The organism is Erwinia typographi (genome assembly GCF_000773975.1).
In the GTDB taxonomy this organism is placed as follows: domain Bacteria; phylum Pseudomonadota; class Gammaproteobacteria; order Enterobacterales; family Enterobacteriaceae; genus Erwinia; species Erwinia typographi.
Map to the genome: position 1 here is coordinate 79486 of NZ_JRUQ01000055.1, position 23060 is coordinate 102545.

26 protein-coding genes are annotated in these 23060 nt (G+C 57.4%); 19 read left to right on the forward strand and 7 right to left on the reverse strand.

Translation table 11 applies throughout. The features are described 5' to 3' along the window. Window positions 1–23: 23 nt before the first annotated feature. A complete protein-coding gene (locus tag NG99_RS19220) occupies window positions 24–1919 on the forward strand; it encodes a methyl-accepting chemotaxis protein (RefSeq protein WP_034896487.1) in 1896 nt (631 codons plus the stop codon). A gap of 122 nt (window positions 1920–2041) precedes the next feature. Further along, window positions 2042–2584 (forward strand): isopentenyl-diphosphate Delta-isomerase, encoded by a 543-nt coding sequence (gene idi / locus NG99_RS19225; RefSeq protein ID WP_034896489.1) that lies wholly within the window; start codon window positions 2042–2044, stop codon window positions 2582–2584. Here idi and NG99_RS19230 read toward each other — a convergent pair. From NG99_RS19230 to NG99_RS19240, 3 genes are all read right to left on the reverse strand, one after another. Next, window positions 2581–3249, reverse strand: coding sequence for an RES family NAD+ phosphorylase (locus NG99_RS19230; protein ID WP_052130789.1), 669 nt, complete (start codon window positions 3247–3249; stop codon window positions 2581–2583). The genes idi and NG99_RS19230 overlap by 4 nt on opposite strands. Beyond that, entirely contained in the window at window positions 3242–3952 is a 711-nt protein-coding gene (locus NG99_RS19235; RefSeq protein WP_052130790.1) for a hypothetical protein, read from the reverse strand. Before NG99_RS19235 ends, NG99_RS19230 begins: the two co-directional genes overlap by 8 nt. Before the next feature lie 137 nt (window positions 3953–4089). Continuing rightward, window positions 4090–5565: an MFS transporter gene (locus NG99_RS19240; RefSeq protein WP_034896491.1), complete on the reverse strand. Its 1476-nt coding sequence runs from the start codon at window positions 5563–5565 to the stop codon at window positions 4090–4092. A gap of 220 nt (window positions 5566–5785) precedes the next feature. Between NG99_RS19240 and osmF the strand changes: the two genes are divergently transcribed. From osmF to NG99_RS19260, 4 genes are all read left to right on the forward strand, one after another. Continuing rightward, entirely contained in the window at window positions 5786–6706 is a 921-nt protein-coding gene (gene osmF, locus NG99_RS19245; RefSeq protein ID WP_034896494.1) for a glycine betaine ABC transporter substrate-binding protein OsmF, read from the forward strand. Window positions 6707–6787: 81 nt separating this feature from the next. Next, window positions 6788–7915 (forward strand): ABC transporter permease, encoded by a 1128-nt coding sequence (locus NG99_RS19250; RefSeq protein ID WP_034896682.1) that lies wholly within the window; start codon window positions 6788–6790, stop codon window positions 7913–7915. After that, on the forward strand, window positions 7912–8844 hold the full coding sequence (locus NG99_RS19255) for an ABC transporter ATP-binding protein (protein ID WP_034896497.1): 933 nt from the start codon (window positions 7912–7914) through the stop codon (window positions 8842–8844). Before NG99_RS19250 ends, NG99_RS19255 begins: the two co-directional genes overlap by 4 nt. A 2-nt stretch (window positions 8845–8846) precedes the next feature. Beyond that, a complete protein-coding gene (locus NG99_RS19260; protein WP_034896685.1) occupies window positions 8847–9572 on the forward strand; it encodes an ABC transporter permease in 726 nt (241 codons plus the stop codon). Here the strand turns inward: NG99_RS19260 and NG99_RS28410 are convergent. Together NG99_RS28410 and NG99_RS19270 are read right to left on the reverse strand one after the other, a co-directional pair. Beyond that, a complete protein-coding gene (locus NG99_RS28410; RefSeq protein ID WP_034896499.1) occupies window positions 9559–9663 on the reverse strand; it encodes a protein YohO in 105 nt (34 codons plus the stop codon). The genes NG99_RS19260 and NG99_RS28410 overlap by 14 nt on opposite strands. 125 nt (window positions 9664–9788) lie before the next feature. Then, window positions 9789–10520, reverse strand: coding sequence for a MerR family transcriptional regulator (locus NG99_RS19270; protein ID WP_034896501.1), 732 nt, complete (start codon window positions 10518–10520; stop codon window positions 9789–9791). Window positions 10521–10666: 146 nt separating this feature from the next. Between NG99_RS19270 and NG99_RS19275 the strand changes: the two genes are divergently transcribed. The 3 genes from NG99_RS19275 to NG99_RS19285 are packed head-to-tail and all read left to right on the forward strand — an operon-like array spanning window position 10667 to window position 12221. Beyond that, entirely contained in the window at window positions 10667–11233 is a 567-nt protein-coding gene (locus NG99_RS19275) for a helix-turn-helix domain-containing protein (RefSeq protein WP_034896503.1), read from the forward strand. Continuing rightward, window positions 11230–11757 carry a GNAT family N-acetyltransferase gene (locus tag NG99_RS19280; RefSeq protein WP_034896505.1) on the forward strand — a complete coding sequence of 176 codons (528 nt, stop codon included), beginning with the start codon at window positions 11230–11232 and terminating at the stop codon, window positions 11755–11757. The genes NG99_RS19275 and NG99_RS19280 overlap by 4 nt, the downstream gene beginning before the upstream one ends. Beyond that, entirely contained in the window at window positions 11754–12221 is a 468-nt protein-coding gene (locus NG99_RS19285) for a GNAT family N-acetyltransferase (RefSeq protein WP_034896507.1), read from the forward strand. The genes NG99_RS19280 and NG99_RS19285 overlap by 4 nt, the downstream gene beginning before the upstream one ends. Window positions 12222–12223: 2 nt before the next feature. Here the strand turns inward: NG99_RS19285 and NG99_RS19290 are convergent, their stop codons facing one another. Next, on the reverse strand, window positions 12224–13174 hold the full coding sequence (locus NG99_RS19290; protein WP_034896509.1) for a LysR family transcriptional regulator: 951 nt from the start codon (window positions 13172–13174) through the stop codon (window positions 12224–12226). Window positions 13175–13345: 171 nt separating this feature from the next. Here NG99_RS19290 and argH point away from each other — a divergent pair, with 171 nt between their 5' ends. The 10 genes from argH (at window position 13346) to NG99_RS19340 (ending at window position 21943) form a co-directional block, all read left to right on the forward strand. After that, a complete protein-coding gene (gene argH, locus NG99_RS19295) occupies window positions 13346–14773 on the forward strand; it encodes an argininosuccinate lyase (protein ID WP_034896511.1) in 1428 nt (475 codons plus the stop codon). Window positions 14774–14802: 29 nt separating this feature from the next. Beyond that, window positions 14803–15681: an amino acid ABC transporter permease gene (locus tag NG99_RS19300; protein WP_034896513.1), complete on the forward strand. Its 879-nt coding sequence runs from the start codon at window positions 14803–14805 to the stop codon at window positions 15679–15681. A gap of 12 nt (window positions 15682–15693) precedes the next feature. After that, window positions 15694–16458, forward strand: a complete 765-nt coding sequence (locus tag NG99_RS19305) for an amino acid ABC transporter ATP-binding protein (RefSeq protein ID WP_034896515.1) — start codon at window positions 15694–15696, stop codon at window positions 16456–16458. Window positions 16459–16478: 20 nt separating this feature from the next. Next, complete coding sequence (locus NG99_RS19310; RefSeq protein ID WP_034896516.1) at window positions 16479–17300, forward strand: ABC transporter substrate-binding protein; 822 nt, start codon at window positions 16479–16481, stop codon at window positions 17298–17300. Window positions 17301–17302: 2 nt separating this feature from the next. After that, complete coding sequence (locus NG99_RS19315; protein ID WP_198138811.1) at window positions 17303–18151, forward strand: polysaccharide deacetylase family protein; 849 nt, start codon at window positions 17303–17305, stop codon at window positions 18149–18151. Continuing rightward, the gene (locus NG99_RS19320; RefSeq protein WP_034896518.1) at window positions 18144–19025 is read left to right on the forward strand and encodes a polysaccharide deacetylase family protein; all 882 of its coding nucleotides are present in this window, start codon (window positions 18144–18146) and stop codon (window positions 19023–19025) included. Before NG99_RS19315 ends, NG99_RS19320 begins: the two co-directional genes overlap by 8 nt. Beyond that, the gene (locus NG99_RS19325; RefSeq protein ID WP_034896520.1) at window positions 19022–20383 is read left to right on the forward strand and encodes an MmgE/PrpD family protein; all 1362 of its coding nucleotides are present in this window, start codon (window positions 19022–19024) and stop codon (window positions 20381–20383) included. The genes NG99_RS19320 and NG99_RS19325 overlap by 4 nt, the downstream gene beginning before the upstream one ends. Window positions 20384–20414: 31 nt before the next feature. Then, window positions 20415–21191, forward strand: a complete 777-nt coding sequence (locus NG99_RS19330) for a DUF3750 domain-containing protein (RefSeq protein WP_034896522.1) — start codon at window positions 20415–20417, stop codon at window positions 21189–21191. Between the two features lie 168 nt (window positions 21192–21359). Next, window positions 21360–21644 (forward strand): damage-inducible protein J, encoded by a 285-nt coding sequence (locus NG99_RS19335; RefSeq protein WP_034896524.1) that lies wholly within the window; start codon window positions 21360–21362, stop codon window positions 21642–21644. Beyond that, entirely contained in the window at window positions 21641–21943 is a 303-nt protein-coding gene (locus NG99_RS19340; RefSeq protein ID WP_034896526.1) for a type II toxin-antitoxin system RelE/ParE family toxin, read from the forward strand. Before NG99_RS19335 ends, NG99_RS19340 begins: the two co-directional genes overlap by 4 nt. A 17-nt stretch (window positions 21944–21960) precedes the next feature. Here the strand turns inward: NG99_RS19340 and NG99_RS19345 are convergent, their stop codons facing one another. Continuing rightward, window positions 21961–23046 (reverse strand): iron-containing alcohol dehydrogenase family protein, encoded by a 1086-nt coding sequence (locus NG99_RS19345; RefSeq protein WP_034896528.1) that lies wholly within the window; start codon window positions 23044–23046, stop codon window positions 21961–21963. Between the last annotated feature and the right edge of the window lie 14 nt (window positions 23047–23060).

The following is a 23060-nucleotide window of genomic DNA, read 5'->3' on the forward strand; positions in this document are numbered from 1 at the left end:
GAATGAGTTGAGTGGGGCTCGTCATGTTGAAAACAACCCAGGCAAGATTTACCCTGCTGATCGTCGGCTTTTTTACGCTGTTGCTGCTGATCACGGTAGTGGTAATTAAGATGTTTGTTGCGCCTCAGCTCATGGCTAATGAGAGCCGGTTGGTGCGTTATGAAGTGGAAACTATCGGTTCAGGCATTACCGAAATGATGAACCGGATTCAGGCCCAGCAGCGTAGCATTACGGAAGCGGCCGCAGTGCTGGACAGCGCCGGGATCGACAGCGTGCTGCCTGCTTTAGTCAATCAGTATCAGGATGTTAACGTCTTCGGCGGCGGCATCTGGCCGCTGCCTAAATTGCGCGATCCGGCCAAAGATAAATTCAGCACTTTCTTCGCCCGCGACGGTAGCAATACCCTACAGGTCAACACCTTCTGGAATTCCGCCGAGTCGCCAAATTATTACGAACAGTCCTGGTATAAAGACGGCCTCGCGGCGGCAAAAGGGCAGTGCGCCTGGGCAAAAGCTTATCAGGACGCGGCCAGTCCTCAGCCCCGCACAAACTGCGCTATGGCTATTTATCGCAACGGCACGGCCTGGGGCGTGGCGACCATCGACGTGACCCTCGGCTTCTTCAACCATCTGGCAAAAGAGATGGGTGAAGCGGTGCATGGGCAGGCGCTGATTGTCGAAGCGGATGGCAAAGTGGTGGGGGATGCCAGCCTGATTGAGGGTACGCCAACCTTGCGGAATCTGAGCGAGTTGACTTCGCCGATGGCCGTTGCGTTGCGCTCCCTGTTGGGCACGGCGGGCAGCCAGCCAGCGCAGAGTACTTATCAGGGGCAGGACGGCAGCCACACGCTGTTTGTGCAGCATATTGCCGGCAGCCCGTGGTTTATCGCCAGCGATGTGCCTACCGCGCTGCTTTCCCAACAGACTAACTCAATCCTGACCCGCCTTGGGCTGGTGCAGATCCCGCTGGCGATCCTGCTGCTGCTGGTTCTGCTGGGCTTTATCCGCACGATGATGAAACGGCTTGGCGGGCTGAACAACAATATTCTGGCGCTCACCACCGGCGGCGCGGATTTAACTCAGCGCCTGCCCTTCAGCAGCAGTCCAGAATTTAATGCGGTAGCCCAGAGCTTCAACAGCTTTATCGAATATCTCCAGAGCCTGATGCGCCAGGTGGGGGAGAGCGCTCTGGCTATCACCTCGGCTTCTAAAGAGATTGCCAGCGGTAACCTGGATTTGTCTGCCCGAACGGAGGAGCAGTCCAGCTCGATTGTCCAGACTGCCGCCTCGATGGAGGAACTGACCGGTACGGTACGTCAGAACGCCGATAATGCCACCCATGCCAACCAGCTGGCGGGCGACGCGTCTCAGGTGGCCGCGCGTGGCTCCAGCGTGGTGAAACAGGTGGTAACGACGATGGGTGAGATCAACACCTCTTCCCGTAAGGTGGTTGATATCATCAGCGTGATCGACAGTATCGCCTTCCAGACCAATATTCTGGCCCTGAACGCTGCGGTTGAAGCGGCGCGTGCCGGTGAGCAGGGGCGTGGATTTGCGGTGGTTGCTTCTGAAGTTCGCAACCTGGCGCAGCGGTCGGCGAACTCTGCCCGTGAGATTAAAAAGCTGATTGAGGAGTCGGTTACCAATATCGATCGCGGTAGCCAACTGGTGCAGGAGGCTGGCAATACAATGGATGAACTGATGACCGGCGTCAGCAGCGTGACTACGCTGATGTCTGAGATCATGTCCGCCAGCCGCGAGCAGAGTATGGGAATCGATCAGATCAACACGGCGATTAACCAGCTTGATAGCACCACGCAGCAGAACGCCTCGCTGGTGGAGCAGGTTTCCGCCGCCGCTCAGGCGATGGAAGAGCAAAGCGTGCAGCTTGAGCGGGTGGTCAGCAGCTTCAGATTATAATTTTCAGGCCTCTGTCACTCAGGGCAGCGCTGGGCTGCCCTGTCATAATTTCGCACGATTTTATGCAGCATCCTGGCCCCAAGCTGTGCCACAATGCTTGGGATTAGTCCTAAGGAGCGCGCATGGCTGCAATCGAAGTTATCCTGGTCGATCGCTACGATCGTCCCACCGGCAGGATGGAAAAGCTTGAGGTTCACGAGAAAGGGTTACTGCATCGGGCGGTAACGGTTTACGTGTTTAACTCTCGACGTGAGCTGCTGCTGCAACAGCGCGCTAACGGTAAGTATCACTGTGGCGGCCTGTGGAGCAACACTACCTGCGGACATCCTTTCCCTCAGGAATCTACTCAACATGCGGCCGAGCGGCGCCTGCTTGAAGAGATGGGGCTGCGTCTGACGCTGCACCCGGTTTTTGAGCTGAGCTACAACCTGCCGATGGGCAACGGGCTGATTGAGCATGAGTACGGGCACGTCTACTTTGCCTTCAGCGATGAGCTGCCAAAGCCCGACCCGCAAGAGGCCGAAGGTTGGCGCTATGCTTCCCTTGGCGACATTCAGCAGGAGGTCCAGGCTCACCCGGAGCGTTTCACGCCCTGGTTCCTCTACACCTTTACGCGTATCCCTGCCGAATTTAAACAGTTCACCACGCAGCGACTCGCGGGCTAATCCACGCTTTCATCAATAAAAATCCCCATTCTGTTAACCAGAAAAAGAAATTCTTTCAGCACCGCTGGACTGGTGATTTTTTGCGTTTTGCCTTTGAGCCTCAGCGTGCCCTCGGGGATTCTGTCGCCAAACAGCAGGCAGGCGTTTCCCTCATGCTGGCGCGAAGGCCAGCGTAGCCCCTGAATATCCTGATACTGATGATGAAGCGCTTCTGCCCAGCGCTGGCTCAGGCCATATATCGTCGGATCGCCCTGAATAAGTTTTTTGTCCACCCTCATCCTGACCAGGGAGGGAAGATCCAGGCTGACCAGACGGAGATCTGCCGTGGTCTGCAGTTGGCTGTGGCGGAAGAGGACGAGCTGGTCGGCCGGATAGACGATAAAAGGCTGGCGGATGTCGACGTCATGCAAAATCACTTCACACAGCGCGACGCGCGTATTGTCACCGGCATAAAGCGTGGGGATGTTCAGTTGGTCAGCGGTAAAGACCGGACTGAAGCGGGCGTTGCCTTTCCCGCTCTGGTTAAATTCATCCCCGGCGTAATGGGAACGATGGATTCGATACAGCAGGCTACCTGCCGGTAAAGTCTCCCGATTGATTTTTATGTTGGCAGGAGGAAGAGAGAGGGAGAAAGGTCCTTTTTCAAAGCTCATCTCTTTAGCCATGCTGTGCTCCCTCTTTTGCCTGACGTGCGGCTTCTGCCACCCGATCCGGGGCCCGCTCCAGGAGATCTTTGGGTTTTTCCCCGGCCAGCCAGCCGTTGCCAGTACCAAACCAAATCGCCAGGGACCAGGGCGTACGGGTTCCTGCAAAAATTTCCAGAATACGTTTGATCACCGGAAGCGGTTGCCAGGCCTCATCGAAGGCATATTTCGGGTAACGATCGTGGCCTTCGACTGTAATAGCAAAGGTGCGGCCCCGTCGTTTCCACGCGTTAGGACCTGCGCTGCGGTTAGCGTTAGTAAAATGTGCCCGATCGGAGAGTTCGCTGGAGCTTAGCCAGTGCGTATCCTCCAGAATAAAGGCGCGAAGTTCCTGCTCCCGCTGGGCATTGCGCTGCTGATACGCCGGAAAACCATCAAACAGCGACGGTTTGCTTGCCTCTGACGTTGGTTGTAGCCAGCGTTGGGCCAGCTGCAGCAGGGCCAGCCCCACGCCAGGGTCCAGGCTGGGATTGTTCACCATTTCTTCAAGCTTTTTACGTAATTCGCGCTTCTGGTTCGCGGCGGCATGAGCGGGTTTCAAATGATTGACGTCAATCACCAGATACTCGGCCTGCTCTTCCGCGACGATATGGCGCAGCTGGTTACCGCTGAGCACGCGCATTCCCTCATGCTGGAAGGCAGTAACCTGACGGATGTTTTTCACTGGGATACCTCCTCATGTGAATATATTGCATATATTGAATATATAGCAGAGGAGGAGGTTTGTCTAAAAATTAAGCCAAACCAGGCGTTCTTTCTCCGATCGAGCCAGGCCAACGTCCCGATCGGAGAAGAGAGGGATTAGGATATTTGGGCGAAATCCTCAGCATCCACATCGTAACCTGAAGGCTCCCAGCGGATGGCGAGCAGCGCCACCAGTCCGGCTAAAGGCGCCAGCGCAATCACCCAAAACACGTTGGTGCCCAGCGCCGCCGAGAGCAGCGGGAACAGGAACAGCGACAGGGTTGAACTGCCGCGCATCAGGGTCTGATTAAAACCAACGCCTACGCCGCGTAGAGAAGTTGGATAGCTTAGCGAAGCAAAAGTCATGGTATGCGATCCCGGACCAAATCCCTGACCGAGCAAGAAGAGCGCCAGCATGGCGATGGAAATGGCGGCTTCCGCGCCGTCGGCCGGACGGCCAATCAGCGCCAGGCCAAGCAGCGCGGCAAACTGGAAACTGTAACCCAGCGTGGTCATTTTCCACGCGCCAAATTTTGGCACCAGCTTCACCGCCAGGATACCGCCGACAAAGGCAAACAGCAGGTTTAGCGCCAGCGACACCAAAATGGTGGTAAGCATAGATTGCGCGAGGAAGCTGGAGATGATCACCGGCAGGCCAAATGCTACGGCATTATAGGCAAAGGCTGAGGCGATGGCGGTCACGGTAGCCAACAGGGTCCGGCGCAGGTAAACGCCCTTCAGCAGCTCGCCATAGTTGCGCCAGCTGGCGCGCCTGGTGGCTGCTGCCGGGACAAAATCGGCGTCTTTCGCCACCTGAGCGTTGATGCCGTAAGAGCTGCGCAAAATAGCCGCGGCGCCGTGCAGGTCACCCTGATTGGCGGCCCAGACCGGCGATTCGCTCATGTAGCGGCTGCGGATACAGATAATCAGGATCGCCGGAACGGCGCCGAAGCCGAGGATAATTCGCCACAGCAGGCCCGAGTGCGCCTCAGGCAGCACCGAGTAGAAAAACAGCACCAGCAGATAGGAAATGGAGATAGCGGCATACCAGGTTGGGCACCACATGGCGATGCTGGCGGCTTTATTACCCCGGCCTTTCAGTTTTGAAAACTCGGCGAGGAACGCCATCGCCACCGGCAGATCGATGCCAACGCCCAGCCCCATCACAAATCTCGCGCCGGCCAGCACATACTCATTGGGCGCAAACGCGCAGGCCAGCGCCGCAAAGACGAAGAAAAACATATCGGCCATAAACACGCGGTAGCGGCCAATTTTATCGGTGAGGTAGCCGCCGATCAGGGCACCGATAATCGCGCCAAAAGCGATAGCGGAAGCCACCATCCCGGCGCCGGTCGGCGACAGGCCGAATTCTCGGGTAACGTCTTTCATCCCGAAGGCGAGCGCGCCAAGATCGTAAGCGTCAAGAAATACGCCACCCAGTGCGATACCAATTACGATTCGGGCATTGCTGCGGGCCTGAGTGCTGGTGTTGATCAGATGTGATACGTCAGCCGCACGATGAATCGTCACGGCTTCCCCCGTCGGGGTATTCCCTGTCACGGCGACGTGCGCCGAAGATGTTAAGTCAGTCATGATGTTGTGGTCTGTTTTCTAAGAATAAGTCGAAAGAATACTCCGGGCCGGGACAGAGTTAAATTCCTGCTGGTTATAAGTTAAAACTAAATCCCTGTTGAAAAAACGTCTGCCGACGTGTTCTTCTGCGCATCCTGTGCGATCGCTTTTTTGCCGTCTGGCTTTATCCGCTGATTTATTCGACTACGCTTGTTACTAACCTGACGAAAAGGAATGGAAAATGATGAAGAAAACAGGGCGTACGGCCTCACTGGTACTGGCGAGTTTACTGGCGCTGACGGCAACGTCTCAGGCGGCGGAACCGGTCAAGGTAGGCTCAAAGATTGATACGGAAGGATCGCTGCTGGGTAATATGATTCTGCTGGTGCTGGATAAGCACGGCGTGAAAACGGTGAACAAAGTTCAGCTGGGTACAACTCAGGTGGTCAGAGGCGCTATTACCTCCGGCGAACTGGATATCTATCCGGAGTATACGGGGAATGGCGCGTTTTTCTTTAACGATGAACAGGACGCCGCCTGGAAAAATGCGCAAGCCGGCTATGAAAAAGTGAAAAAGCTGGACGAAGAGAAGAACAAGCTGACCTGGCTTACGCCTTCGCCAGCCAATAACACCTGGACCATTGCCGTGCGCAGCGATCTGGCACAGAAAAATAAGCTTAATTCGCTGGACGATCTCAGCGCCTGGCTGAAAAAAGGCGGCGAGTTCAAACTGGCCGCTTCCGCTGAATTTATCGAGCGCGCCGACGCGCTGCCTGCCTTCCAGAAGGCTTACGGCTTTACGCTGAAGCAGGATCAGCTGCTGTCGCTGGCCGGTGGCGACACCGCCGTCACCATTAAAGCGGCCGCGCAGCAGACTTCCGGCGTGAACGCCGCGATGGCCTACGGCACCGACGGCCCGGTAGCGGCGCTGGGCTTGCAAACATTGAGCGATCCGAAAGGCGTTCAGCCTGTTTATGCGCCAGCGCCGGTGATTCGTGACGCTGTGCTGAAAGAGTATCCGCAAATTGCCGGCTGGCTTAAGCCGGTCTTTAGTTCGCTGGACGAAAAAACGCTGCAGGAGCTGAACGCGAAAATTGCCGTAGAAGGGCAGGACGCGAAGAAGGTTGCGGCGGATTATTTGCAGCAGAAAAAACTGTTGTAGTTCAGGCCTGGGCCGGATAAACCGGCCCGCTATCATAGCGGGAAAATTTTGCACCGTATCATTCACAATCGCGTGCTGCTGATGCTCTCAGTTCTGCTGACTCTGGCCGCGTTCAGCCTGCCTTTCCTCAATTATGCGCCGAACCGGCTGGTTTCTGGTCAGCCGCTGCCGCTGTATCACCTGCTGAACGGCGCGGAGTGGCTGCTACTCTTACCGCTGGCCAGTCTGGTCGTTCAGGCTTTCTTGCCGATCGGCCGTTGGAACCTCGCGCTGGTTGTGGTGCTGAGCGAACTGCTGTTTATCGCGTTGATTGCGCTAAGCGGTCATCAGGCGATGCTGCTTTCCCAGCAGGGGAGCCCGCTCGCCAGAACCTCCTGGGGCAGCGGCTTCTGGCTCAGCGGGGGACTTTGTCTGCTGCTGGCGGCGGACGCCAGTGCCCGCCTCAGCGCTCAGCCGCTCAGGAGACTGCTGCTCAACGCGCAAATCTGGCTACCGGTCATCGTTTTATTACTGAGCGGTCAGCTCGATCAGATGGCTCTGCTCAAGGAGTATGCCAACCGTCAGGAAGTGTTTGATCAGGCGCTCTCTCGTCATTTGCTGCTGCTGGCCGGTACGCTTGTGCCAACGATTATTATCGGCATCCCGCTCGGCTGGCTGTGCGCTAAAAAAACCTCGGTGCAGTCGTCGGTCTTCAGCGTGCTGAACGTCATCCAGACCGTTCCCTCTATTGCGCTGTTTGGCCTGCTTATTGCTCCGCTGGCCGGGCTGGCGAAGTCCTTCCCGCTGCTGTCAAAGTTGGGCGTCAGCGGTATTGGTATGGCCCCGGCGCTTATCGCGCTGGTGCTCTATGCGCTGCTGCCACTGGTGCGCAGCGTCGTTGCCGGTTTACAGCAGGTGCCAAAAGAGGTGATTGAAACCGCCAAGGGAATGGGCATGACCCGGGCGCAAATTTTCTGGTATGCCGAAGTGCCGCTGGCGCTGCCCGTGCTGCTAAGCGGGCTGCGGGTGATCGCGGTACAAACCGTCGGCATGGCGGTGATTGCCGCGCTGATTGGGGCTGGCGGATTTGGCGCGATCGTTTTCCAGGGGCTGTTAAGCAGCGCGGTGGAGCTGGTGCTGCTGGGCGTGATTCCGGTGATTGCACTGGCGGTGATCGTTGACGCCCTGTTCAAATTTGTTCTTTCCGTTATTGAGGCTAAGCGCCAATGATCAACTTTAACCAGGTGAGCAAACATTTTGCCGGGAAGGCTGCGGTCAGCGACCTGACGCTGAATATTGCCCAGGGCGAATTTACCGTGCTGATTGGGACGTCCGGCTCAGGCAAGTCCACCACGCTTAAAATGATCAATCGTCTGATCGAACATGATGAGGGCACGATTGAGTTCGCCGGTGAGGAGATCCGCAGCTTCAACGCGCAGGTTTTACGTCGCCGGATGGGCTACGCGATCCAGTCGATCGGGCTATTCCCGCACTGGACGGTGGAAAAAAATATCGCCACCGTGCCCGCCTTGCTCAACTGGTCAAAACAGCGGATTGCCGACAGGGTGAGTGAACTGCTGGCGCTGCTCAATCTCGATGAGCAGTTCCGCCATCGTTTTCCTCATCAGCTTTCCGGCGGACAGCAGCAGCGGGTCGGCGTGGCGCGAGCGCTGGCGGCGGACCCGGAAGTTCTGCTGATGGATGAGCCTTTCGGCGCGCTGGACCCGGTCACGCGCGGGACGCTTCAGCAGGAAATTGCGCGCATTCATCAGATCTCCGGGCGGACGATAGTGCTGGTGACTCATGACATCGATGAAGCGCTGGCGCTGGCTGATAAGCTGGTGCTGATGGACGGCGGCAGGGTGATTCAGCAGGGAACGCCAGTAGAACTGCTCACCCAGCCGAAAAATGATTTCGTGCGGGATTTCTTCGGGCGAAGTGAGCTGGGCGTGCGGCTACTGTCGCTCGGTAACGCCGGGTCTGCGGCGCGGCGGGGCGAATGGCTGGAGGAAGAGGCTATCCCGGATAAGATGACGCTGCGTGAAGCGCTGTCGCAGTTTATCGCCCGGCAGACCGACCGGCTGCCGGTGGTTGACGGGCAGCAGAAGCCGCTTGGCGTGCTGCACTTCACCGATTTGCTGCGGCAGAGGAGGGGATGATCGTGCGTTGGTTACGGGATCCTCTGCTGTGGCTGGTGGCGCTGTTTGTCGCGCTGTTGCTGTTGATGCCCTATAGCGGGCCGCTGTTTGCCTGGTTGTTTCCTCAGCTTGACAGGCCGCTGTATCAGCAGGAAACCTTCCTGCAACTGGCGCTGGCCCATATTGAGCTGGTTGCCATCTCCAGCCTGTTTGCGGTGATCATTGGCATGGGTGCGGGAATTCTGGTCACGCGTCCGGCGGGCAAGGAGTTTCGATCGCTGGTAGAAACGCTGGTAGCGGCAGGGCAGACTTTTCCCCCCGTCGCGGTGCTGGCGATTGCGGTGCCGGTGATGGGCTTTGGCGCACAGCCAGCCATCCTCGCGCTGCTGCTCTATGGCCTGCTGCCGATACTGCAAGGCACGCTGGCAGGGATTGGGGCCGTTCCGGCCAGCGCCAGAGAGATCGCTGAAGGGGTGGGGATGAGTCCATGGCAGATTTTGTGCAAGGTCGAACTGCCGCTGGCCGCTGCAGTAATCCTTGCCGGCGTCCGCACCTCGGTCATTATCAATATAGGCACGGCGGCGATTGCCTCAACCGTGGGCGCCAAAACGCTGGGGTCGCCGGTGATCGTCGGCCTCAGCGGATTCAATACCGCTTACGTTATCCAGGGCGCTTGCCTGGTGGCGCTGCTGGCCGTGGTTACCGACCGCCTTTTTGAGCGCCTGCAAAAACAGTTCAGGAACGGATAAGCAGGGTATAACCGGTGAGCATCACGCCGCCAATGCCGCCGAGCGCCATTAACAGGAAGATGAAAATTACGCCAATTTTTTGCCAGTTCATGCCGGAGTGTCCATGGGTCAGCCGCTGAAAGAAGGCGAAGTATAGCGCTGTTCACCCCCGCCGGTTAAGCCTTTGCTGGCTTTTTATTACGGGGAAACTCTCGCCTGTGCTAGCTCCGCCGCCGATTAACTGCCCGTATGGGTGACCGTGAACCCCTGTTCCTGCCAGTGCGCCATCTGTTCCTGTTGCCTGCGGGTAAGCGGTTTTCCAGTAAAGACAAAAAGCTGCTGGCCCGGGAAAAGCTCTGGGCGCGGCATCTCAAGCGGCTCAGCCAGCACGTCAATGCGCCATCCCTGCGGCGAGAGCCGCCAGGCTTCAAGCCATAGCCTGGTACGATCGTCCGTGGCCCAGCCAATCAGCAGCGCATCCTTGCCCGCTTTCTTACGGGAACCCGCTAAACAGAAGGCGACATAATCTATTAACGCGCCATCAAGCAGGCTACACATCGCTCGCGCGGTATTCTGGTCGAGGCCAAGACGCTGGCGAACGGGAATGAAAACGTGATCAATCAGGGCATCTACCGGATTTTCGCGCCCGACCGTCGCTATTTTCGCCCGAAGTTTGGCTGGTCTGACGTGGCGAAGCACCGTCATTATTTCTTCCTGTAGCGCGGTCCATCCGTCATGGAGATTGACGTTCTCGCCCTCCAGCAACGCCTTTACCTTTCCGACCGGTACGCCGCTTTCTACCCAGCGCTTGATTTCTTCTATGCGCTGAATATCCTCTTCATCAAACTGCCGGTGCCCGCCCTCGGTGCGCTGCGGTTTCAGTAAGCCGTAGCGACGCTGCCACGCCCGCAGGGTGACAGGATTTATTCCGCAACGAACGGCGACCTCGCCGATACTGTACAATGCCATTCACTTCCTCAGGATTTTCCCACCTTTCCTAACCGTAGCGAACTCTCCATGGCTGTACAACTATTTTTCTTTCTGTACAAGTTGATCGCAACGGTAAAATAGCGTAGATCTCACTTAAGAGAATTATTCCCTAATTTGAGAAAATCATGGAATCCCTTACCGCTACAGAGCGTCGCCTTGCCCAACGGCTGGCCGAATTGCGCCTTGAAAAAAACTGGTCTCTGGAGGCGCTTGCCGGGTTGACCGGGATCAGCAGAGCCTCGCTTTCCCGAATTGAAAGAGGGGAGAGCAGCCCCACGGCTTCATTGATGAATCGCCTGTGTATTGCCTATGGATTAACCATGTCCAGACTGCTCAGTGACGTGGAGCAGCACGGGCCTCAGTACTTACGTCCTGCCGAACAAACAGTCTGGCAGGACCGGGAAAATGGCTATCGCCGTCGCAGCGTTTCGCCTCCGGCCAGTAATTTTCAGGGCGAGCTGATTGAAGGGCGGCTGGAGGGCGGTGCGCTGATTGAATACGATGCGCCGCCGGTCGAGGGAATTGAACAACATATCTGGATGCTGGAAGGCGTGCTGATGTTCAGCATGAATGACCAGCAGTGGCGGCTGGAAAGCGGTGACTGCCTGCGCTTTCACCTGTTTGGCCGCTCCTCTTTCCACGCGCCGGAGGCCGAGGGGGCGCGCTATGCTTTGGTGGTCTGTCGTCCATGAGTGAATTTCAGTATCAGATCCTGAGTGCTGAGCAGGCAGCAGCGGAAACGTCAGCGCTGTATAACGTGCTTCACGCCTGCGTAGCTGAGGGGGCGAGCATCGGTTTCGTCTCTCTGGAGCCGTCGCCGATGCAGCGTTTCTGGCAAGGCGTGGTTGCCAGCCTTGCCAACGGTGACAAGCAGCTGATTGTGGCCCGCCAGCAGGGGGAAATTGTGGCAACGGTGCTGGTGGTGCTGGGCATGATGCCGAACGGCAGCCACCGTGCGGAAATCGCTAAGCTGCTGGTGCATCCAAAAGCCAGAAGGCAGGGAATAGCCCGCGAGTTGCTTGGTCTGGCTGAGCGGCTGGCGCAGCAGGAAGGTCGAACCCTGCTGGTGCTCGATACCCGTACGGGCGACGTGGCCGGGCAGCTTTACCTGTCACAAGGATGGCAGATTGCCGGGCAGATCCCCCAGTACGCGCGCTCCACCGCTGGCGCGCTGGATGCGACGACCGTCATGTATAAATTCGTGGAGGAAACATGATTGTTGTGGCCACAGCGGATATTGCCAGCGCCGAAGCGAAAAATTTACTGGCCCAGCTATCTGCTACGTTAGAACAAATTACCGGTAATGGCGGCCATACGAGCTTCAATGTGAGCGATGTGCAGCAGCAGGGAGGCTGTTTTGCCATTGCGCATAATCAGCAGGGAGAAGCCGTAGGCTGTGGCGCGCTGCGGCCGCTGGCCGAGCGGCCGGAAGTTGCTGAACTGAAGCGGTTTTTTGCCCGTGCTGGTACCAAAGGCGTGGGCGTGGCGCTGCTGCATTTTCTTGAGCAGGAAGCCCGGCGGATGGGATACCGTGAAATCTGGCTGGAAACGCGGCGTGTTAACCTGCGCGCGCTGCATTTCTATCAGCGCAATGGCTATCGGGTTCGGGAGAATTTTGGGCGCTATGTCGGCGTAGAGGGAGCGGTCTGTCTCGGGCGCTTGCTCTATAATGGTGCGTAGGGTCAGGCAATGCCCAGTGAATCCATAAACAGCTTTATGATCTGATTTATCTTGCGCCCTTTTTTAATAATCAGACAAAAAGGTGTCTGCATCTGTAGTTCGTCCGGGCCAACGGCCCTGATCTTTTTTTCCCGCACCCAGGGCGCAGCATAATGAGCGGGCAAATAGCCAATAAAATGGCCGGTGAGAATTAACATCGCAACCGCTTCAACCTGTACGGCCTGAATGTTGCTTTCATTAAAGGCAAAAAGCTTATTGCCATGACGATGTGTGACGTAGGTATGATTAATGATTTTTTGCTGTTTTAATAATTCAATAGTAATGTCATTGTTATTCATGGGAAATAGAAGGTGATCGCTGCCGCAATATAAAACTGAAGTCTCAGTATAGGCAGGGTAATAATCGAAATCGCTTTTTTCATCATAAACTGGCGCGATCGCGCAATTAAATCTTCCCTCAGTTAATCCTTTTTCAATATCGTCCAGATGGGCCGTTTGCAGCCGGATGTTTACTTTTGGTGCAGCCGTGTGCAGCAGCTGCACAGCTTTGGTGACTGGGGAAAGCGGGTCGGAGATGGTGTTATCCACCACGCTAATACTCAGATCGCCCAGCAGCTCATTGCGGCTGTTATGCAGGCGTTCGCGAAAGGTGTTCAGCGATGAGAACAGCTCAAGCGTGGCCTGATACACCGTGATGCCATACTCCGTAAGCTCAAAGCCTTCTCGCCCCCGGCTGCACAGGGTCATGCCGAGGCGGATCTCCAAATCGGAAACCTGTTTACTGATGGCGGCCAGGCCGATATTCAGCTCGTGACTGGCCGAAGTCAGCCCTCCTGCTTCCACCACGCACTTAAATACGCGCAATAACTTCAGGTCGACATTGTTAATGGTTACCGATGAATTATCCGTACGGGAATAATTCATGTTTCCCATGTTGGAAACCTTACTTTCCATATTAACTATTCAACCTCAGCCTGAATGCAGTGAAAGTAAGAGTGAACCTGAATTACCCGATAATTACCAGACGACAAGCAAAAATAACTTTTATTTATCGTTTGTGTCTCATTCAGAGGATTTTCTTATTTATCTGAATAAGGCGTGAACCCACGTAATCAGAGAGGAACCATGTCAGACAGTGCCGATCGTTTATGGGGCGCCCGTTTCAAAACGCCTCCAGCCGCCGCGCTTACCGCGCTGTCGCGCAGCCCTGAATATTATTTCGCGCTGGCGCCTTATGACCTTGCCGGCTGCCGTGCTCATGCCCATGAGCTTCAGCGCGCAGGGCTGCTGACTGAGGACGAAACCCGTGAAATGACCGCTGCCATCGACCAGCTTGACGCCGACTATCGCGCCGGGAAAGTCGATCCGATCGCGGCAGATGAAGATGTGCATACCTTCATTGAGCGCGTGCTGACCGAACGCCTTGGGGCGCTGGGCGGCAAGCTGCGCGCCGGGCGTTCGCGCAACGATCAGACGGTTAACGATCTGCGCCTCTACCTGCGTGACAACGTGCGTAAAATCGCCACGGCGCTGCTGGCGCTGCAACAGGCGCTGATCGGGCAGGCGGAGCGGCATATCAATACCCTCGCGCCCGGCTTTACCCATCTCCAGCAGGCGCAGCCGATTGTTTTTGGTCATCAGCTGCTGGCTCATGCTCAGTCGTTCTCCCGGGATATTGAGCGCATTCAGGACTGGGACCACCGCAGCGCCTTTTCGCCGCTGGGCGCTGCTGCCCTGGCCGGTTCGGCGATTGCCCGCCGTCCGGAACTGGCCGCTAAAGAACTGGGCTATCGCGCCCCCTGCGAGAACTCGATCGATGCCGTCGCCAGCCGCGATTACGTGGCCGAGTTTCTGTTTATCACCAGTATGGTTGGCGTGAACCTGTCGCGCATCAGCGAGGAGATCTGTCTGTGGACTTCCCGGCAGTTCCGCTGGGTGGAAATCAGCGACAGCTATGCCACCGGCAGCTCAATCATGCCGCAAAAGAAAAATCCGGATATTGCCGAGCTGACCCGCGGTCGCAGCGGTCGCCTGATTGGCAACCTGACGGCGATGCTAGCCACCATGAAGGCGATGCCGCTCTCCTATAACCGCGACTTAAGCGAAGACAAGCGCAGCGCCATCGATTCCGTCGAAACGCTGCTGTTGGTGCTGCCAGCGATGGCCGGAATGATTGAAACCATGAAGGTCAACGAGGCGGAGCTGCTGGCGCAGGCACCGGACGGATTTACGCTGGCGACGGAAGTAGCCGACTGGCTGGCGATGCGCGGCGTGCCGTTTAAAGAAGCCCACGAAATCACCGGCAAGCTGGTGCAGCTTTGCGAATTCCACGGGCAGGGCCTGTCCGATCTGACCGATGAGCAACTGGCTGGGGTTGACGTCCGCCTGACGCCGGAGGTGCGCAGCGCGCTGACGCTCGAAGCGGCCGTCCACTCTCGCGACGGCTTCGGCGGCACCGCTCCGGCGCGAGTCAGTGAACAGATCGCTCGCCTGAAAGAGCGCAGCCAGCAGCAGGCCGAATGGGTGGGTGCCTATCGGGGTCCTCGTCTGTAGTCCGTCAGCATTCAACCTTCGGAGCCGGAATGAATACTTCGCAAAACGTTAACGAGACGGGCAGCAAGGCAGCCGCAGATCGTTCGTACGATCTGAAAAATTACGAGATGGTGCCTAAGCGCTATTACGGGCGCATCACGGCGACGGTGGTGATTGTCCTGCTGCTGGCCGCGCTGGTGCACGCTTTCTCTCAGGGCAAAATCGAATGGTCGTTTGTCGGCCAGTTTTTCACCGCCCGCGCCATTCTCGACGGGGTAATCAACACGCTGGTGATGTCGATTCTGGCGATGGCGCTGGGCATTCTTTTCGGCGTGGTGGCGGCCATTATGTACATGTCGCCCAATCCGGTACTGCATTACATTTCCGTGGGCTATGCCTGGGTATTTCGCGGCACGCCGCTAATCCTGCAATTGCTGCTGTGGTTTAACCTGGCGCTGGTGTTCCCGGTGATCTCCATTCCCGGCGTGTTCAGCGTGGAAACCGTCAACGTCATGACGCCGTTCGTCGCGGCACTGCTGGGCCTGAGCATTAATCAGGGAGCCTATACCTCCGAAGTGGTGCGCGCCGGGCTGCTGTCGGTGGATACCGGACAGTATGAGGCTGCGAAGTCTATCGGTATGCCGCGTTTGCAGGCGCTTCATCGCATTATTCTGCCGCAGGCGATGCGCGTCATTTTGCCGCCGGTGGGCAATGAATTTATCAGTATGATCAAAACCACCAGCCTTGCCAGCATGATCCAGTACTCCGAGCTGCTCTATAACACGCAGAACATTTACTACGCCAACGCGCGAGTGATGGAGCTGCTGTTCGTGGCGGGCATCTGGTATCTGATTATCGTCACCGTGCTGTCATTTGGGCAGAGCCGCCTTGAGGGCTACTTCTCCCGCGGCCAGCGCCGCCGTAACTAAGGAGTCAACGCGATGAGAAATATCGTCAGAGCCGTTGAGGTGAATAAGTATTTCGACAATTTTCACGCGCTGAAGGACGTCAGTCTGGAAGTGAACTATGGCGAAGTGATGTGCATCCTTGGGCCGTCCGGCTCCGGGAAGAGTACCTTCCTGCGCTGCATTAATCAGCTGGAGAAGGTCGATCGGGGTGGGATCTGGATCGATAACGAGCTGGCCGGATACCGCATCGCCGGTAACAAACTGCATCCGCTGAGCGACAGGCAGATCGCTCGCCAGCGCCTGCAAACCGGTATGGTTTTCCAGCGGTTTAACCTGTTTCCGCATAAGACCGCGCTCGAAAACGTGATTGAGGGGCCGTGCCGCGTCCTGCTACGGCCTAAGCGCGAGGCCACTGAAGAAGCCATGGCGCTGCTGGAACGGGTGGGACTGTCGAACAAAGCCCACGCTTATCCACAAGCGCTCTCCGGTGGTCAGCAGCAGCGCGTGGCGATTGCCCGCGCGCTGGCCATGAAACCCAAGCTGATGCTGTTTGACGAGCCGACCTCGGCGCTTGATCCGGAAATGGTCGGCGAAGTGCTGGCCGTGATGCGGACGCTGGCAAAAGAAGGAACCACGATGATTGTCGTTACCCATGAAATGGGCTTTGCCCGCGAGGTAGCCAGTCAGGTGGTGTTCATGGATGAGGGGCGCATTATCGAACGCGGTGCGCCTGAAGACATCCTGCTGAATCCGCAAAATCCGCGGATGCAGAACTTTATCTCCGCCATTCTTCTTTAAACACCAACAGGGTAATTCAGATGAAAAAGATCGTACTTTCTGCCGTTGCTGCCGCTGTTCTGATGCATTCCGCCGCCTGGGCCGCTGAGCTGCCCGCGGCAGTCAAATCAAAAGGGGAACTGACGGTTGCCATTATGCCTAACTACCCGCCAATGGAGTTCAAAGATCCGGCTACCAATACCCTGAGCGGGGTGGATGTTGATCTCGGAAATGCCATTGGAGAGAAGCTGGGGATCAAAATTCACTGGCAGGAAATCGCCTTTGAGCAGATGGTCAACGCCGTAGCGACTAAGCGCGTGGATCTGGTGATGTCCGGGATGACCGACACCACCGAACGGCAGAAAGTGGTCAGCTTCATTGACTACTTCACCACCGGTCCGCAGTTCTATACCCTGGCAGCCCGCAAAGACATTAACACGGCCTCCGATCTGTGCGGCAAAAAAGTGGGCACCAGCCGCCGCACCACCTTCCCGCAGGAAATTGCCAAATGGAGCCAGGCTAACTGCGAAGCTAAAGGCAAACCGGCCATTGTCGTGGTGGGGGCGGAAGGGACGGCGGATGCGCGTACCCAGCTGCGCCAGCGTCGTCTTGACGGCGCCGTTCAGGGTAGCGAAACCCTGCCTTACGTGATGAACCTGGAAAAAAACACCTACAAGCCGCTGGATAAAGCCATTGCTTCGCAGCTTACCGGCATGGCGATTGATAAAAACGATCCGGCGCTGATCGCGGCGGTACAGGGCGCGGTGAATGCGATGATTGCCGACGGCAGCTATCTGAAAATCCTTAACAAATGGGGCCTGGCGGATAACGCAGTAAAAACGGCAACCGTTAACGGGAAATAACCATGATGACACCTGACGTTCGTCCACGCTGGCCGGAAGGTAAGCAGGGCTGTATGGCGCTGGCTTTCGATCTCGATGGGCCTACCGGCGATGCGATGCTGAACGGCACGATCTGGCAGAAGCCGGAGTATTTCACCTTCGGCGGCTACGGTCCGTTTCGGGCGCTGGGCAGGATACTGGATCTGCTGGAGCAGTTCAGCGTACCGGCGACGTTTTTTATCCCGGCCTGGATAGTTGAGCAGTGGCCGCAGCAGTGTGCGGCGATCGTGGAGAAAGGGCATGAGGTGGCTTATCACGGCTATCGCCACGAGTCCTTTTACGCGTTGAGCGGCGAACAGCAGCGTCAGGTGATGGCGAAATCCCGCGAGATTTTCTGGCAGCGCCTCGGCATTCGTGCCGAGGGTTTTCGCACGCCGTCAGGAGACTGGCATCAGGAGACCCCCGGCGTTCTGCTGGATGCCGGAGTAACCTATTCAAGCAGTATGCGCGGCGACGACCGACCTTACGCTATCGCCGTACCGGGCTACGAGCAGCCGCTGGTGGAGATTCCAGGCAAGTGGGAAATGGATGATTACGCCTCGCTGGCCTATACCCGCGAACCCGATTTTCCGAAGGGGCTGGACCGCACCGCCAGCTATGCGCTAACGCTGGACAACTGGTGCCGCGAGTTTGATGGGGCGATGGATGAAGGGCTGTGTCTGACCACGCTGTTCCATCCAAAGATCAGCGGAAAACCGGGCCGCGTTCTGCTGCTGGAACAGTTTATCGCCCATATGCGCCAACGCGATGTCTGGTTCGCGCGCTGTCGTGACGTCGCCAACTGGTATTTACAGGAGCAGCAGCATGACTGAACAAACCCACTGGCCCGCTGGTCAGCAGTCCGCCGTGGTGCTGACGCTGGATTTTAACGATATTCACGGCATTCTTACCCACACACCCGCCGTGGCCGGACGCGATAAAACGCTGTCCGTCTGGCGCTACGGCACGCTGCGCGGAGTCGATCGCCTGCTGGCTCTGCTGGCGGAGAAAAACGTGCGTGCAAGCTGGTGCCTGCCCGCCATTGTCGCGGAGGAAAATCCACAGGTGTTTGCGCGGATTGTCGCGGCGGGGCATGAGATTGCCTGTAGCGGCGATAGCCATCAGAATTTCGATACCCTGACGCTGGCTGAGCAAATTGCCAGCGTTAAAAAGGGCTGCGATCGGCTCGAAGCCGCCTGCGGTAAGCGTCCGGTGGGTTTTCGCACCCCCGCCGGACAGTGGAAACCGGGACTGGCCGAAGCGCTGAGTGAACAGGGGATTCGCTGGTCCTCCGGCTGGCGCGGTGACGATCTGCCTTATTTCCACCCGGGCACGCGGCTGGTTGAGCTGCCACTGCACTACGAGCTGGAAGATGAACCCTATTTTGCCTTCAACCTCAGCCCGGCGGTTCCTCCGGGACAGTCCCGCATCGCTTCTTATCAGCAGACGCTGGAGAATATGAAGCTCGATTTTCAGGGTTTTCACCGTTTTGGCCTGTGCTATGTGCTGCGCCTGCATCCTGAAATTATTGGCACGGCGGGGAGGATTGGTCTGCTGGCCGGGCTGCTGGACTTTATCGCCAGCCACGAGAAAGTGTGGCTGGCCACTGCGGGGGACGTCGCCGGATGGTGGCTGACGCAGCCCGAAAATGTGGCTGAACATCCGGCTGAGATATTTCAGCGCCAGCTTCGGGAGCAGAACGCATGAGTCAGGCGATGAACGAGCTTGCCCGGTTTGTGGCGGAAACCCGCTTCAGCGATCTTCCCGATGCGCTGGTTTCCCGCGCTAAGCGGCATATCCTTGATACCTTCGGCGCTACGCTGGCGGGTAGCAACAGCCCGATAGCGCGGTCGGTACAGCAAACCGTTATCGCCGAGGGTTGTGCGCCCGTGGCCAGCATTTGGGGAAGTGACCGGCAAACTTCGCCTCGCAATGCAGCCTGGCTTAACGGCGTTGCGGCGCATATGTATGAACTGGATGATACTGGCGGTTGCGATCACTCAGGGGCCGTGGTGCTGCCAGCGGTGATCGCCGCTTTACCGCTTTGCCAGGAGAGAGTATCCGGGGAAGCGCTGATTACTGCCGTGGTGCTGGGCTACGATATTGGCCGTCGGGTGCTTGAAGCCTGCGGTGGCTATGCCCCGCACAATGAAGCTGGCTGGCACTCCACCTCAACCTGCGGCGTGTTTGGTGCGGCGGCGGCGGTCTGCTCGTTACTTAAGCTTAATCAGAACCAAACGGCGCAGGCGCTGGGCATCGCCGCCAGCTTTAGCGGCGGCCTGTGGGGATTTATCCACGACGGCTCACAAAGCAAAAAGCTTCATGCTGGCCGGGCTGCGGAAGGTGGGGTGCTGGCCGCGATGCTGGCGCAGAAAGGTCTGAGCGGGCCGTCACAAACCTTTGAAGATGTCTGGGGGGGCTTTCTGAAAACCCTCGCGCCGCACAGTCGTCAGCCGGAAGCATTGATCGCAGGGCTGGGACAGGTATGGAAACTCAACCGCTGTTCGATTAAGCCCTATGCCTCCTGCCGTGGAACGCATTCGGCTATTGATGCGATAGGCCTGCTGATGGCTGAACATGACTGTTGTGCTGCCGATATTGCCCAAATTCGTGTATACCTGAATCCGTTCCTGCTGGATATGTGCGGCAATACCAATCTGGAAAGTCTGGCGGCGGCGCAGATGAGCCTGCCTTATGCCCTTGCCGCACGAGCCCTGTTTGGCCATGCGGGGCTGGAGGCTTACGACGGCGATAAACGCACCAGCGCTGACCTTGCCGTTATGCTGGATCGTATTGAACTGCATGTGGACAGCCAGCAGGCCAGCAGCGACGAGCCGGTGGTGGAACTGGAAACTTTGAGCGGCGAGCGCTGGCGCAGGCAGGTGACTGTGCCACTGGGATCGCCGCAAAATCCGCTGAGTGATGAGGATTTGCTGCTTAAGTTCCGGCAGCTGGCGCACCGGGTGTTGTCAGCAGAGCAGGTGTCGAAGCTCCAGGACTATTGCCTGACGCTGGAGGGGCAGACAGACGCGACAGATCTGGTCAACTTGTTGATTAACAGATAATGACCCTTTCGGGTGGATGGACGACGGAACTATGGTCTGGTTAAAAGTGATAACGGTGGGTTTTCTCTGCGTGATGCTGCTCTCCTTCGGCCAGAGCTACCTGAGAGCCGCTCACAGCGGGGTGGCGCTCACCGGGCAGAGCTGGTCTGACGCCAGGCGTGATTCTGCGCAGCTGGCGCCAGATCCCGTGGCGTTGAGCCAGACGGCTATCGTACAGGTCTACGTTGCCCCCACCTTCGGCTGGCGCGGGTTGTTTGCCGTTCATCCGTGGATCATTTTTAAGAAGGCGGGAGAAACACGCTTCAGCCGCTATGAAGTCGTCAGTTGGGGAAGTGACAACGTGATCCGCGAGGATTACACGCTGCCGGACGGCTACTGGTTTGGCGCAAAGCCACAGCTGATTGTCGACCATCGTGGCTCGGCGGCGGCGGCAATGATTCCGGCGATTGAGGCGGCGATAAAAAGCTACCCCTGGCCGCACACATACCGCGTCTGGCCGGGTCCAAACAGCAATACTTTCCTGGCCCATATTGGCAGGGAAGTCCCGGCCCTCAGGCTGGATCTGCCTGCTAACGCCATCGGCAAAGATTTTCGTCCGTTGAGCAACCCGCTTGGATTGCCACCTTCAGGGCGGGGTGTCCAGCTGTCGATTTTAGGCGTGCTGGGGCTAACGCTGGGTGCAGAAGAGGGGATAGAAGTGAATATTCTGGGCCTGAACATGGGAATCGATGTGAAATCCCCCGCCCTGAGGCTGCCGTTTATCGGACGGCTGGGACCTGGCAAGGTAGAGACCGATCTGGCTGGTTAAGGTGTGCGGATAAAATTTTCGAGGCGCTGCGCAATCCTGTCCTGAAAGGGGTGACAAGGTGGCTTTACCCGGGCAGTCTCTTACATCAGGTTAGCTTGATGAAGCGTGACAGGAGGGTGAAGAGTGAGCATAATGACAACACGTTTGACACCATTGGAAGGGTTCATTATGAGCACAATTCACTTCAGGATTGATGAAGAGATTAAGCGTCTGGCTATGCAGGCGGCCGAGCGCAAAAGGATGACGTTAACGGAGTTAATGCGTCAAAGGGCAGAGGAACTGGCAGCAGAGGAGCTGAAAATGCAGGGTAGCGCACAGGATGAATGGCTTGAGCAGGAAATTCAGCAGGCGTTTACGCGTTATGACGCCGGGAAAACGGTGTTCATCAGCGATGACGAAATGACGGATTCTATGGATGAGCTAAAGGCGAAGGCGGCTCGGGGGGAACTGTGACAAGGAAAGTACGCTGGGCAAGGCAGGCACGGGCCGACAGGGAAGCCGTTTTTCGTTATCTGTTAAAGGAAGCTGGGCTGACGGTAGCCAGCGCGGCGGATGATAAGTTTGCGACGCTGATTTCCCTGCTGGAGGCGCATCCTGAAACCGGAAGGGCTGCGGGGCGCAAGCCGAATCAGCGTAAGATGACCCTGGCGCGTTTTCCCTTTATTTTGATCTACGTTATCGAGCCTGACTGGATCAGCATTCTGCGGATCCTGCACACTTCGCGCAGGATCGCAGGTCAGTATAGCGACTGATATTTAGCCGATCGCTATTACAGGGTGGTAGCCAGCGTTTCCACGCGGGCTATCGCCTGATACAGCTCTGCCTCCGTCACCGGTTCGGCCATGTTCTCCATATCCGGCGCATGTACCGATTCACGCACAATGACCCCAAGCTCTTCCTCCGTCAGCTGTGCAATGGCCGTCAGACTGAGCGGCACGCCGCACTGGTGGGCCAGCGCCATTTCACGCCGTAGCTCTTCATCGCTGCGATTTTCCAGCGCCAGCAGGCAGAGATTGCCGTAGCCGACCAGCAGGCCGTGGCCGTATTCGCGGGTTTTATCACAGAAGGTAAAGCCTTCATAAATTGCGTGCGCCGCCGCCGCGTGGGCGCCGTTACTCATCAGCGACGTCAGTCCGGCAAAGGTAAAGATCGCATCCAGCGCCTGGTCGAGATGATAGTCAGGCAGATTTTTACGCACGGCCTCACAGGCTTTTGGTCCGTGCGTGGCAATCACTTCATAGCAGATCAGACTGTGGGCCAGCGAGGAGCGGGCGCTGGCGTCCAGCGCCGGATGACGCTGGCTGACCGCGCGAAACTCATACCACTTGGCCAGCGTATCGCCCAGTCCGGCAGCCAGCCAGCGCAACGGAGCCTGCGCCAGCAGCTGACTGTCGATAATGACCGCAGCCGGTGCCTGAGGCAGCGGAAAGATATCGTGGAAATTGCCGCTGTCATCGTAGCGAATGCTCAGTGGCGTAACGGCGGAACAGGTGGCTGCAATTGTCGGGATGGTGATCACCGGAATGTTGTGTTCCGCGCCAACGGCTTTACAGGTATCCAGCGATTTCCCACCGCCAGCCGCAATAATCACCTCGGCTTGCAGCGAAGTGGCTAGCTCGCCCAGACGGGCAATGTGCTTTAACGAAGTTTCCCCGCCAAACCATTCGCTCCCGAGCAGCTCAACGTCGGCATCTGCCAGCTGGTTACGAACCTGTGGCTCAACGGCTTTCAGCGCCTGATGGCCGCCGATCAGTAGGGCGCGCCGTCCCAGGTTGCGACAGACTTCACCCAATTGATTAATAACGCCTGCGCCACGCAGTATGCGGGCAGGAAAAACCAAGTTTTGTTCAGACATACCAGACCTTTTCA